Origin of the sequence: Peristeroidobacter agariperforans (assembly GCF_004138335.1) — a bacterium.
GTDB lineage: Bacteria > Pseudomonadota > Gammaproteobacteria > Steroidobacterales > Steroidobacteraceae > Steroidobacter > Steroidobacter agariperforans.
On sequence record NZ_RYFW01000002.1, the window covers coordinates 918211 to 933014 of the forward strand.

1 protein-coding gene is annotated in these 14804 nt (G+C 61.9%); it reads left to right on the forward strand.

What is annotated here, in order from left to right:
* The first annotated feature begins 15 nt into the window (after positions 1-15).
* Positions 16-14784, forward strand: a complete 14769-nt coding sequence (locus EK373_RS17885) for an SDR family NAD(P)-dependent oxidoreductase (protein ID WP_198683408.1) — start codon at positions 16-18, stop codon at positions 14782-14784.
* Positions 14785-14804: the final 20 nt, after the last annotated feature.

Below are 14804 nucleotides of genomic sequence, written 5' to 3' on the forward strand. Positions count from 1 at the left end.
CGAATGGAAACGCTGATGAAACAACAGTTGCAACAGATTTATCAGGATCTGTCCACGGGCAAGCTGTCCAAGACAGCGGCCCTGGAGATCATCGCGACGCTCAAGCGGCAACAACAAAGCGTCGGCGTGGTCCTTGCTAGCCCTCAGTGGCAGGCGAGCGCGGACGAGATCCCGAGCGGGTCGACAGGGCAATACGCCGAACAGCTCGTGCTGCTGTGTGACTTGCCCGAGGTGGATGCAGGGGAGTTGGCCACGCTCGTAAGTAACGGGCGCTGCCAGTCATTGCGGTCCGAGGGCGCAACTATCGCTGCGCGCTACAGTGACTACGCCGTCGCTTGCTTCGAGGCGATACAGAACATCGTGCGCGGCAAGCCGAAAGGAAAAGTGCTCGTGCGGATCGCCATGCCGGACGTTGGCGAGCACCGCGTGTTCATGGGCCTGTCTGCGCTGCTCAAGACTGCCACGCTGGAAAATCCTAGCGTAGTGGGTCAATGCATTCTCGTGCCAGCCGATATCACGTCCGCTGATTTGGCGCCGAAGCTTCGGGGAGAAGCCAGTGCGGTCGTTAGATATCAGAACGGCGTGCGGCAGGTTCAAGCCTGGGCCCCCCAGCCAGCGACCGATGGCGATGCGCCGATTGCATTCAAGGACCACGGCGTCTACTTGATCACCGGCGGCCGGGGCGGCTTGGGCCAGATCGTTGCTCGGGAAATTCTCCAGCAAACTCGCACCGCGAAAGTCATCCTCGCGGGACGTTCTGCACCCGATGCCACAAACCTGCCGGCAGCCGAGCCGGGTCGTGTGGAATATCGTTGTGTCGATGTGACCGACTTGGGGCGGGTGGAGCAACTCATCTCCTCGATCGTCGAGGAGCATGGACAGCTCAACGGCATCATTCACAGTGCCGGCGTAACCGCGGACAACTTCATCCTGAAGAAGACCTCTGCGGAATTCCGCGGAGTGCTGGCGTCCAAGGTCACAGGCACATTCAACCTGGATTTCGCGAGCCGGCACGTCGAGCTGGATTTCCTGGTGTTGTTCTCGTCCATCGCCGCTGTGATGGGTAACGCCGGGCAGGCTGACTACGCAGCAGCGAACGGATTCCTGGATCGATTCGCTGCCCATCGAAATCGAGCCGTCGCGGCCGGTGAACGATGCGGACGAACGGTGTCCATCAATTGGCCGTTCTGGTCGGAAGGCGGCATGACGCTGGATTCGCGAACGCTGGAATCGCTGCGCAATTCGAGCGGCATCCAGCCCATGCAGACCGCAACGGGCATTCAGGCGCTGTATCGATGCTTGCAGTCGACCCACGATCAGATGCTGGTCATGGAAGGCGAGTTGGCGCAGCTGCATCGCGTGCTCGCGAACCAGACGCTCCAGGCGCAACCCGCGACGATTGAGCCTGCGCCAAGCGAACCGTTCGCAAAAGACGCCGACGACTTGCTGGAAAAGACTCGGGACTATCTGCGCAAGCAGTTCTCGACGGTGTTGAAGCTGCCTGCTCACAACATCGATCCGCGCGCGGGTTTGGAAAGATATGGCATCGATTCCATCCTGGCCGTAAGCCTCATCAACAGCCTGGAACGAACGTTCGGGCCGCTGTCCAAGACACTGTTGTTCGAATATCAGAACGTTCAGTCACTCGCTGAGTATTTCGTTCGGTCGCATGCCGCGGCGTTGGATGCGCTGTTCTTTCCGGAGAGCAGTGCGTCCAGGCGGGCGGCGGCTTCGCTCGAAAAGGCCGTGCCACCGGCGCCGAATCAGCGACCGGCGGCATCAGTCGCGCCTGTTCCGACGCAGAAGGCTGCTGCCCGGCGTCGAAGTGACTTCAGCTCTTCCGACAGCGCCGAACCCATCGCAATTGTCGGCCTGAGCGGGCGGTATCCGGAAGCGCCGGATCTGGGCACCTATTGGCGCAATCTCCGCGATGGCAGGGATTGCATCGTCGAAGTTCCCAAGGATCGTTGGGACTGGCGGGACTACTTCAGCGAAGACCGCACGCAGACTGGGCGTCACTTCAGCAAGTGGGGCGGCTTCATCGCGGGCGTCGATGAGTTCGATCCGCTGTTCTTCAACATTTCCCCGAAAGAGGCCAAGGGCATCGACCCGCAGGAACGCCTGTTCCTGCAGCATGCCTGGCTCGCGATCGAGGATGCGGGTTATACGCGCGCGAGCCTGCCAAACGATCGCGTGGGCGTGTATGCCGGCGCGATGCACAGCGAATATCAGCTGTTCGGCGCCGAGGCCAGCGCGCAAGGTCAGCGCATGGCGGTCTCGAGCAGCTTTGCGAGCATCGCCAATCGCGTCTCCTACTTCCTGAACCTGCACGGTCCGAGCATGACGCTGGACACCATGTGCTCGTCGTCGCTGACCGCCATTCACCTCGCTTGTCAGGATCTGCGGCTGGGTCGGACTCAACTTGCGATTGCCGGCGGCGTGAACGTCAGCATCCATCCGAACAAGTATCTGTTGCTGAGCGCCGGGCAGTTCATTTCCAGCGACGGGCACTGCCAGAGCTTTGGCGAGGGCGGCGATGGTTACATTCCGGGCGAGGGTGTCGGCGTCGTGGTCCTGAAGCGGCTGTCGGAAGCCGAGCGGGATGGCAATGTCATCTACGGCGTCATTCGGGGCTCCGCGCTCAATCACGGTGGCAAGACCAACGGCTACACCGTGCCGAATCCGCAGGCACAGAGCGACGTGATCCGTCAGGCATTGACCGATGCCGATCTGGATCCGCGACACATCAGCTATATCGAAGCGCACGGCACCGGCACGAAGCTCGGCGACCCGATCGAGATCACCGCGCTGAGCAATGCGTTCCGTCGCGATTCCCAAGCCAGTGAAATTGCGCCCGGCACTTGTGTGATCGGCTCGGCCAAATCGAACATCGGTCACTGCGAATCGGCGGCGGGTATCGCCGGCCTGACCAAGGTGCTGCTGCAAATGAAGCATCGGCAGATCGCGCCCTCGCTTCACTCCAGCAAGCTCAATCCACACATCGATTTCGATCGCACGCCGTTCGTGGTGAATCAGTCGCTGCGCGAATGGGAATGCCACGAAGTTGACGGCCAGCGCGTGCCGCGCATCGCCGGGATCTCCTCGTTCGGGGCCGGCGGCTCGAATGCGCACGTGATCGTCGAGGAGTATCGAGCCACATCAGCCGCTGCCGCCCGAGCTGACGAGCAGGTTGTCGTTCCATTGTCGGCAAAGACGACGGCGCAGCTGGAGCAGAAGGCGCGAGATCTGCTGGCCTTCATTGGCGCGCAAACGGATGCGCTCGATCTGATATGCCTGGCACATACGCTGCAGGTCGGCCGCGAAGCGCTCGAAGAGCGCTTGGGTCTGGTGGCAGGCTCGGTGGAGCAGCTGACCGACCAGCTCCAGCAATTCCTCGCGGGTAACATTGCCGTCGATGGCCTGTATCGCGGCCAGGCCGGGCGCCACAACACACCGTTGTCGGTGCTGAGTGCCGATGCGGATTTCCGGGAGGTCGTCGATCGATGGATCGCCGAGGGCAAGCTGTCGAAGCTGGTCGAGTCCTGGGTCAACGGGGTGGAGGTGGGCTGGCAGAAATTTCATGAGGGCCGCCAGACGCCGCGGCTCATGAGCTTGCCCGGCTATCCGTTTGCTAAAGAGCGCTACTGGCTTGCGCTGCCGTCGCCTCTTGCGACCGCGCCGACTCAAACCACGGCGCTGTTGCATCCATTGGTCCACAAGAACACCTCGACTCTGGCGCAGCAGAGCTACACCTCCAGCTTCAGTGGGACGGAGTCGTTCCTGGAGCGCGATGAGGCAACCGATCGAACGCTGCTGCCTGAGTGGACCGCGCTGGAGATGATGCGCGCTGCGGTTGAGCTCGCATCGTCGAGCCGGTCTCCGTCGGACGTGCTCGAACTGCGCGACATCGCGTGGGGCAGGCCGATCGAAGTGATCGCAGATCGATCCATTCGCGTCGCGCTGCAGCCGCGGGACGATGGCAGCATCGATGTCGAAATTGTGAGTGCCGACGGCATCGTCCATTGTCAGAGCACCGCTGCTTACACCGTTGCACAAACCCCGGATCGTCTGGATATCGCGCAGCTCGAGTCGGCGAAGCGCGTTCGCTTGGCAGCACCGAGCGGTGGCGAGAAGGAGCGTTATTCCTTGTGTCCGGAGCTGCTGAAGCTCGTCGCTGAGAGCGCAACGAACTTCGCAGGCGAGAAGATCGCTTTGCTGTCGATGCACCGGGTGCGCCTGCTGATCGAGTGTCCTGACAACGCGCTGATTTCGATTCGACGAGCCGCACCCGCCGGCCTCGACATTGACGTGTGCAACGAGCAGGGCGATGTATGCCTGCAGGCTCGCGGCTTGCAATATGAAGTGGCAGAGAATACTGCCGTCGCAGTGCCTGCACTCTCGGTGCGATCTGAGCCCAGAGAGATTCCGCTTGGGGTTGAGCCGGCCGCGCCGGTCGAAGCTCCCGTTGCGGCCAAGGCCAGAAAAGTCACATTGGCCGCCACGGATGAGCTGCCGGCGAGCGAGGCAGCGCCACGAGCGGCCGTGACTCTGCTCGACCTGGCCTCGCCAGATTCGGCGCCGGCAACCGTCCCGCCGACGAGCCCGTTAGTGAAGCTTTTCGATCTGGGCAACGGCGTGTTCTCCATTGACATCGCGTCTGCGCCCGATGCGGCGCCGGCAACGGTCATCGAGTCGCTGCTGAACGCTGTGCGCGCCGCGCGGCGGGAAGCCTCTCTGAAGGTGTTACTGATCAAAGGCAAAAACGGCTTCTGGCCTGGCGACAGAGCAGCCTGCAATCGAGCGATTGACCGCCGCCTGTTCAGCGAGGTCGCATCGTTCCCGTTCCCTGTGATTGCAGTCATGCAAGGTGATGCCTGCGGCAGTGGCTTCTTGCTCGCCAGCGTCTGCGACCTGATGGTCGGCAGCAAGGAAGGTCGCTACGAATTCACGAGCCCACGGCTGGGACTCTTCCCGACCAAGAGTGAAGAGCGCTTCTTCGTCGAGCGCTTCGGCGCAGTGCAGACGGATGAGCTGTTATATCGAACCGGCCCCTGGACCGGCGAACAACTGCTGAAGAAGGGATGGACTTGCTGGATCGTGCCTGCTGCAAAGGTCGACATCAAGGCAATGGAGCTTGCCGCGGATCTTGCGCAGAAGTCCCACACGTCGCTGCGCTTGCTGAAGGAGCACCTGGCGCGCGAGCTCGTGCCGCTCGTCGATGCGCTCACGGTCGCAACTCCGACGGAAGCGCCAGGTGGACTCGATGCTCGAACTCGCACCAAGATCGTTTCGCCGGTCGCGCACCTTTCGCTCGAGGCCTCGACCGAGAACGTCGCTGTCGTCCAGATCGGATCGAGCGATGTCGGTATCAAACCGCTGATTGCCGACCTGGCAGCGTTGTTCGAGCAGATCGGGCAATTCTCCGGCTACCGCGCCATCGTGTTGACGAGCGCTCAGTCAGGCTTCCTGCCTTCGAGTGAAACAGTTGACGCGGGCGCGACATTAGAACTGCGCCGATTGGTACAGGGTTGCAAGGTGCCTGTGATCACGGCCTTCCGGGGCGACGCCGAGGGCGCCGCCTGGTTGCTGGGATTGTGGAGCGATGCCTGTGTGTATCAAACACAGGGACGCTACCGCGCAAACGCTCCTTGGGAACATCTGGTCAATGGCCAGGCCTCGCCGTCGTCAGCTTCGATCAACGAAGCGTTTCAACCAGTTGCAAGTTCGTCGAAGTCGGGGAAGTCGATAGATCAAAGCTTCCGTAGGGCAGATCCAGCGCTGGCTCGCGAAATCGCGTCTCTGTCCGTGAGCCGACTTGGGCCAGCGCTGGGTCAGGAAGCTTGCCTGACGGGCCGCAGTTACAAAGGCGCCGATCTGCGTGCCCGAGCGGGTGCGCTGACGGTGGTCGACGCGGCGGACGTGATTCCGCAGGCGTTGCGTTTGGCCGAGTTCTGGGCGGAGTGGCCACGCGAGACTATCGAAGCCTGGAAGCAGTCGCGCGTGACCGCGGCGGAGCACGCTCCGGAAATTCTGCCGGTAGAGGAGGAGGCGACGCCAACCTCTGCACCGAAGGTCCCTCGATCCGATGCAGTGACGGTGGCCAACGATGCCGATGGCGTCGCTGTGATCACCATGCACGATCGGCAGACGAAGAATCTGTTCTCCGAATCGTTGCTGAGCGCCGTGAAGCAGGCCTTTGCATACGTCGAGCACACGCCGGCTTGCAAAGTGGTCGTGCTCACCGGCTATGACACGTACTTCGCGGCGGGCGGCACCAAGGGAACATTGCTGTCGATCCAGCAGGGTAAGGCGCAGTTCACCGACGAGCGCATTTACGAGATCGCCTTGAACTGCTCTCTGCCCGTGATCGCCGCCATGCAGGGGCACGCCATCGGCGCCGGCTGGTCGCTCGGCATGTTTGCCGACCTGGTCGTGCTCGGCGAAGAGAGTCGTTTTCACAGCCCTTACATGGGTTATGGCTTCACCCCGGGTGCGGGCGCAACGCTGGTGTTCCCTCGAAAGATCGGCCACGACCTGGCACGCGAAACGTTGCTCACGGCACGCGAGATCGCCGGTCATGAGCTGCGAGATCGTGGACTGCAGGTGGCGGTCATGCCGCGGCGGGAGGTCTTGTCGGCGGCCATCGAGCTGGCCCGAAACATTGCCAAGCATTCCAGAAGCCAATTGAAGGCCCTGAAACGTCAGTGGACGCATTCCCTCCGCCAGGCGCGCGAGGAGGTCTATCGACGCGAAGTACAGATGCACGAGCAGACGTTCGTGGGCAAGGACGATACCCTGGCGCAGATCGAGACCAAGTTCTCGAACGCACCGGTCGTGGCAAGTCCCCGCGTGGAGGCCGCTCAATCGACAGCAAACGAAGGCCCGAACCTTCGCGACGTGATCGCAACGCTCCGGGGCCTGCTCGCGCATGAGTTGCACATGCAGGCCGACGGCATCGACGAAGGCGTGCAGTTCACCGATCTCGGGCTGGATTCGATCACGGGCGTGACCTGGATCCGCAAGATCAACGACCGCTATGGCACGAGCATCGAAGCGACCAAGGTCTACAGCTATCCGACGCTGGCAGAACTCAGTCGGTTCGTGATGCAGGAAGCTGGCAAGACGGCGCCGTTTTCTGCGTCGGTGCAACCACGCGCGGCGCCAGCCGAGCCCGCACGACCCAAGGTGGCGCCACCGAAAACTGCACGTCGCGAGCTGGTGTCGCGATTGAATCGCGAGCCGGTGCGTCTACGTTCGAGTGTCAGTCCACGAAACGCGGCTACGGTTCAGCGCATCGCCGTGATTGGCATGGCGGGGCAGTTCCCCAAGGCGAACGATCTCGACCAGTTCTGGGAAAACATTGCCGCAGGCCGCGATTGCATCAGTGAAGTGGCCAACAAACGCTGGCGCCTGGACGATTACTATCAGCCGGGCGAAGCGGCGGCAGGGAAGACGTACAGCAAGTGGCTTGGTGCGCTGGAAGACTACGACGCGTTCGACCCGCTGTTCTTCAACATCTCGCCCACCGAGGCGGAGTGCATGGATCCGCAGCAGCGCGTATTCCTGCAAGCGTGCTGGCACGGCATCGAGAACGCGGGTTATGACTCCCAATCCCTATCCGGCAGTCGCTGCGGCGTCTTCGTCGGCTGCGCGGCTGGCGACTACCACCAGCTGCCTCGCAGGAATCCGCTGGGTGCGCAAGATTTCACTGGCGCGGCGACCTCGATCTTGGCGGCTCGCATCGCATACTTCTTGAATCTGCGCGGCCCCTGTCTTTCCATCGACACGGCGTGCTCATCGTCACTGGTTGCGATTGCGGAAGCGTGCGACAGCCTGAGCTCCGGCACGAGCGATCTGGCATTGGCCGGCGGCGTCTATGTGATGTCCGGTCCGTCGATGCACATCATGACATCGCAGGCCGGCATGCTCTCGAGCGACGGCCGATGTTTCACCTTCGATCAGCGCGCCAATGGCTTCGTAATCGGCGAAGGCGTCGGCGTCGTGGTGTTGAAGCGTCTGGCCGATGCCGAGCGCGACGGCGACCGGATCCTCGGCGTGATCGAAGGCTGGGGCGTGAATCAGGACGGCAAGACCAACGGCATCACTGCCCCGAACGAGGACAGCCAGGCGCGTCTGCTGCAATCCATCTACGAGCGATTCGAGATCGATCCGGCAGGCATACAGCTCATCGAGGCGCACGGCACCGGCACGAAACTCGGCGATCCGATCGAGGTCGCGGGCTTGAAGGCAGCCTTCAAGCCATTCACGGATCGACAGGACTACTGCGCGCTCGGTTCGGTGAAGAGCAACATTGGCCATTGCTTGACCGCTGCCGGCGTGGCGGGTGTCGCGAAGCTGTTGCTGGCCATGAGGCATCGCCAGCTGCCGCCTGCTGCGAACTTCTCGCAATGTAACGAGCACATCGACCTCTCCGGCACGCCTTTCTATGTCAACGGCAGCCTGGCTGATTGGAATGTTGCGGATCAGGGGCTCCGGCGCGCGGCGGTGAGCTCGTTCGGATTCAGCGGCACCAATGCTCACATTGTGATTGCGGAGCATGCGGGGTCTGCGCAGTTGGAGTTCGACGCGCCGGTCTGGCCACAGGGCGAGAAGTTCATCGTGCCGCTGTCGGCAAGGAATGAAACCCAGCTGCGACAGAAGGCCGAGGACTTGCTGAAGTCTCTGCGCAAGCGAGGCGCAACGCTGCGGTTGGTCGATGTGGCCTACACGCTGCAAGTGGCTCGCGATTCTATGTCGGATCGCGTGGTCTTCCTGGCCGGGTCACTCGACGAACTGATCGCCAGGCTCGAAGCGTATGTAGCGAGCGAAGCCGAGATCGCCGGCGCGTTCCGGGGGCTGGCGAAGCAAAACAAAGACGAGATGAAGCTGTTCACGCAGGACGACGATGTCCGCACGACCATGGTTGGCAAGTGGTTGCGTGAGCGCAAGCTCGCCAAGCTGGCGCAGTGGTGGTCGAAGGGCCTGACGCTGGATTGGAAGCAACTGTACGGTGAGGCGAAGCCGCGGCGCATCGAGTTGCCGGGCTATCCCTTCGCCAAAGATCGCTTCTGGATCGACGGCACCGGGGCGATGGACTCGCCGGTCGATCACGATCGAATCCATCCGCTGGTGCACGGGAATGCGTCGTTGCTCAGTCAGCAACGATATCAATCGAGCTTCGCTGGCAACGAATTCTTCCTCGACGACACGAAGGCGTTTCCCGCCCTGTCATTGGTGGAGATGGCGCGTGCGGCAATCGTGCACGCCACGTCCGATCACGGTGTGCCGGCGGCGCTCTCGATTACCGGGATGGAGTGGGATCAGCCACTGTTCGTGACTGAACCGACCGAAGTCACCATCAATCTCGAGGCCGACGACGACGTGATCGAATTCGAGATCCAGACTGAAGAGGTTCATGCGCGCGGCCGCGCGGAACTGGTTGCGAATGTTCAAGTAGAGCAGCTCGACCTGGCAGGCACGATGGGGCGGATGACGCGGGATGAGCTGCAACCCACTTGCGTGGATGCCTCGCTCCAGGGCTTGAAGGAAGTCTTCCGTGGCGACGGCTGTCTATTGGCGCGAATCGAAATCGGGCAGGAACGTGGCGTTCAAGAATACGCGCTGCACCCATGTTTGCTGGAAGGCGCATGGCAGGCCTGCACGATGTTCCTAGGCGCTGACGCGGGCTCTCGGCTGCCTGCTTCCATTGATTCGGTCACCATCGCTTCGACCGCTGCGGAACGGATGTATGCGTTGATTCGATACGCATCGACTGACGATCAGGCATTGGATGTCGATCTCTACGACGAGGCGGGCAATGCCTGCGTGCTGATGAGAGGCGTGCGTTGGACGGCGCCGGGTAGTACCGCTGCCGCTCCATCGAACCCATCGAAGTGGGATGGCATCAGCTACCTGCATCGCTGGGAAGAGTGCCGGGACTCGCTGCCGAACTCCACCCTTGCACACCAGACCGTCCTCATCGTTTGCCGCGATGGTTCGTACGGATTTGAAGAGGTCATTCGCCAGCGCAATCAGCAGGCGAACGTGGTGCTGATTCGGCTGACGGAAACGACGGCGCAGTTATCCCAGAACGAGTGGCGCTGCGGAGAGCGCGACCCGCGAGGATTCGAGACCGCGTTGCAGGGTGTTCGGCAGATCGATGCACTGTACTTCCTGGCTGCCAGCGAGCGGGCCGAGCATTCCTCGGTCGAGCAGGATGCGGAAGGCCAGCTGTTGCGACTGGTGAAGTTCCTGAAACAAAGCCAGAAGGTCGGTGACATGGTCGACACCTACATTCTCACGGTCGACAACCACTCGCTGACCGGCGAAGCCAATGCGCGGGCCGGAGCGGGCGCATCGGGCCTGGGTTATTCCCTGGCGCAGGGCAACTATCAGTTCCGGGTCCGAAACCTCGATTTGTCGGCCGAGGATCTGCGTGACCCGGGCCGCGCAGAGCAACTGCTCACTCTGATCAGTCGTGAGCCGTCCTCGGATCGCGGCGAGGTATTCAAGCTCCATGCAGGCAAGCGCTATCGCGGGTCGTTCTTCAAGTTGAATTGGGGATCACCCACGCCCACGGCGATCAAACAGAACGGCGTTTACCTCATCGTCGGCGGCACGGGCATCGTCGGTCGCATCATCACGCGCAATCTCATCCACAAATATGCGGCCACCGTGGTCTGGCTGGGCCGAAGCGATCGCGATTCGCCGAAAGTGCGCTCGGCGCTGCAATCGTTCGCGGAGTTCGGCAACAAGCTCAGCTACCTGCAGGCGGACGTGCTGAGCCTGGATTCGATGCGGCAGGCCGTTGCCACGATCAAGAATCGTCATTCCGCACTGAACGGCGCCATCTTCTCGGGGATGGTGTTCGGCATCGACAACTCCATCGATCAGATCTCGGAGGCGGAGTTCGAGTCCGTCGTGGGCATCAAGACCCAAGGCAGCAGGGTGTTCCACGCTGCGCTGAGCGACGAATCGCTGGATTTCATGGTTTATTTCTCTTCCGGACAGGCGTACTCCTTCTCGGGCGCAATGACGGTCGCGGCATACGCCGCAGGCATCAGCGCGGCCGACAGCTTCACGCGATCCATTCAGAGCACGACGAGAGTTCCGGTTGGCACGATCAACTGGGGCGCGTGGCGAGCCTTCGTCAAAGAACGCATGGAAGTTCATCATGACGTGCGCGCGAAGAACGTGGGCTCGCTCAGCGACGAAGAGGGCTTCGCGTGTTTCGAGCGGTTCGTGGGCGAGCTTCAGCAGGGCAGAGTTCACCAGGTCCTGTGCATGCGGGTCTCGGCAGAGGTGCAGCCGCTGATCAACTGCAACTCGGAGGAGATCGTGACGTTGGCGGCGGACGCGCCTTTCGCGCCACCCGTGTCGGATCTGCAGATCGAGCTTCCGGGCGAGCGCATCGCGACCTTGATACGCGCTCAGCAGCGCAGCGACCTGGACGATTGGTTCAGTCAGCTGCTGTTCTATCAACTGAATCGGCTGGTGGAGGCATCGGATCACAGTCTGCCGGCGCGAGTGCCGACGACCGTCGCGGAGCTGCACGAGCGCTGTCGGATCCTCGACAAGTACATTCCCTGGGTCAATGAAAGCCTGCGCATGCTGGCGAAGCGGCAGCTCATCGAGCTGCGCGACGATGTCATCGTCCGTTGGGATGCCAAGGAGGCGAAGGCGAAGTGGCACGAATGGCAGTTGCGACGGCAGGCGTATGTCGATGACGCGTACTCGAAGGCGCTCACGGCGCTGGTCACCGACTGCCTGGTCAGTCTCCCGGACATATTGAATGGAAACGTGTCTGCAACGGATGTCATCTTCCCGAATTCGTCGCCCGAGAAGGTAGCCGCGCTTTACAAGGAAAACGCCGTCGCCGATACGTACAACGAGGTCGTGGGTGACGCTGTGCTGGCTTGTTTGCAGCAGCGCCTGCAAGCGGACCCGAGCACGCGCCTGCGAATTCTCGAGATCGGTGCGGGCACCGGTGGAACCTCGGCGATGGTCTTCGCCAAGCTGAAGCCGTTCCAGCACGCCGTCGACGAATACTGCTACACGGACCTGTCCAAGGCGTTCTTCCTGCACGCGGAGGAAAACTATCTTCCGGGCAATCCCTATATCGTCTGCCGCCGGCTGGATATCGAACAGCCGATCGAGCCCCAGGGTATCGAGGCCGGCACGTACGACGTGGTGATCGCCACCAACGTCCTGCACGCCACGCGAGACATTCGACAGACGTTGCGTAATGCGAAGGCGGCACTACGCAGCAATGGCTTCCTGCTGCTCAATGAGATCAGCGACAAGTCGCTGTCGCCGCACCTCACCGTTGCGCTGCTCGACGGCTGGTGGCTGTTCCAGGATCCGGAGCTGCGTATCCCTGGTTGTCCGGGGTTGTATCCACAGAGCTGGAAACGTGTGCTGGAGGAAGAGGGCTTCTGCTCGGTGCAGTTCCCAGCGGAGCAAGCGCATGTCCTTGGCAATCAGGTCATCGTCGCTCGCAGTAATGGAGTCATCCGGCAGAAGGCGGTTAGTGTCGCAGCTCCGGTTGTTACCAAAGCACCGATGCCTGTCGAACGCCGCGAAAGCACTCCGGTGCCGGTGCGTACAGTGGCAATGGAGCGGGCGCCAGCGGTTTCTAGCAGCGCGCATGTGAGAGAGACCATCCTTGGCTGCTTGTCGAAGACGCTGAAGGTTCCCGCTTCGAGCATCGGCGCCGAGATCGCGTTCTCCGACTACGGCATCGATTCCATCCTCGGCGTCAACTTCGTCAAGCAGCTGAACGACACCCTGCGGATCTCGTTGAACACGGCGATCATCTTCGAGTATCCGTCGCTGGAGCGGCTGAGCAAGCACGTTCTGGCGGCGTATGGAGATCAAATCGAATCGCAGTTGAGCGCGCCCCCAAGCGTGCCAGCTGCGACACCCAGGCCAGCTCCCGTGCCGACGCAAGCACCTGCCGTTACTACGAAGCGGCATTCGAAGCGCAGCGAGAGCCGAGCACCTGCAGCTGGCGCAGACATCGCCGTCGTAGGCATGTCGGGTCGCTTCCCAAAGGCGGAGAACGTGCGGGAGTTCTGGAACAATCTCGTGTCCGGCGTCGATGGCGTCGATGAACTGTCGGCCCGGTATCTGGACCAGGTGAACTACAGCCCGAAGAAACAGAAGGGCAAAACGCGCTGCAAATGGGGCGGCGTGCTCGCAGAGCGGGATTGTTTCGATCCGTTGTTCTTCAACATTTCGCCGAACGAAGCGGAGTCCATGAATCCGCACCAGCGGCTGGTGATGCAGGAGAGCTGGAACGCCATCGAGGATGCCGGCTACAACCCGCGAGCACTGGCGGGCACGCAAACCGGCGTATTCGTCGGCTCGGAGCCCACCGGATATCAGGGCCATACGTTCACGGGCCTGTCGGAGGCGATCATCGCCTCGCGCCTGTCCTACGTGCTGAACTTCAATGGCCCGGCGTTCGTCGTCAACACCGGTTGTTCCTCTTCGGGTGTCGCAATCCACCTGGGCTGCGAGAGCTTGAGAAATCGGGAGACGGATGTTGTGCTCGCGGGCGGTGTGCACGCGTGCATGAACCAGGCGACGCAGATCCGTCTGGATGAAATCGAGATGTTGTCGCCCAGCGGGCGTTGTTTCACCTTCGACGCGGCCGGCGACGGCACCATCATCTCCGAAGGCGTGGCCATGGTGATGTTGAAGCGCCTGGACGACGCCATTGCCGCCGGCGATCACATCTACGGCGTCATCAAAGGCTCCGGCATCAATCAGGACGGCGCCAGCAACGGCATTACCGCTCCGAACGGCGCCGCGCAGGAGCAACTGATCCGCAGCGTCTATGACAAGTTCCAGATCGATCCGGAACGCATCAGCTATGTCGAAGCGCATGGCACGGGCACCAGGCTCGGCGATCCGGTCGAGACGAATGCGCTGGTCCGGGCGTTCAAACACTACACCGGCAAGCAAAACTATTGCGCGGTCGGCAGTGCGAAATCTCACGTCGGGCACACTGCTGCGGCGGCCGGCGTCACGGGCTTGATCAAGGTGCTGCTGTCCATGCAACACCGGCAACTGCCCAAGCTGCTCAACTTCAAGACGCTCAATCCGCTCATCGAGTTCGAGCGCTCGCCGTTCTACGTCGTCACCGAGCGCTCGGCCTGGCAGCCCGCGGGCCAGGTTCGGATGGCGGCCATCAACTCCTTCGGCCACAGCGGCACGAACGTTCACATGGTGGTGCAGGAGTACTCACCGGCGACGCGCCTGGAGGGCAAACGTGCAAACCGCTCCGTCATCGTGCCGTTGTCGGCAAAGACGCAGGAACAGCTGCAACAGAAGGGGCGCGACCTGCTCGAGTTCATCGAATCCGCCGACCCAGCGATCGAGCTGGCGTCCCTGGCCTGGACTCTGCAAACAGGGCGCGAGGCTATGGTGGAGCGCGTTGGGTTTGTCGTCCGCTCGCTCGATCAACTGAAGGACAAGCTTCGCGCCTGGCTTGCGGGTGAGATTGATGTTCGAGGCACGGACAAGCTCGACCAGCAGCTCGCATCGTGGCTGCAAGGTGAAGCGCAGGACTGGGCGCTGCTCTGGGGCGACGCCAGGCCGCCGCGGATGAGCTTGCCCGGCTATCCGTTCGCCAGGGAAAGGTACTGGACGGGCCTTTCGGGCCTGGCCACGACTTCCACAAACCTTCCGTCGCAAAACATCGAGGACATCATCGATCGCATCGATGACGACTCGATCGACGCCCACGCCGGCGTGCAGCTGCTGAAGCTGATGGTCTGAAGCCAGATCGACTGATCTTC

Coding starts and splice junctions, on each gene's coding strand:
- EK373_RS17885 (WP_198683408.1), top strand. CDS start 16: ATGAAACAACAGTTGCAACAGATTTATCAGGATCTGTCCACGGGCAAG.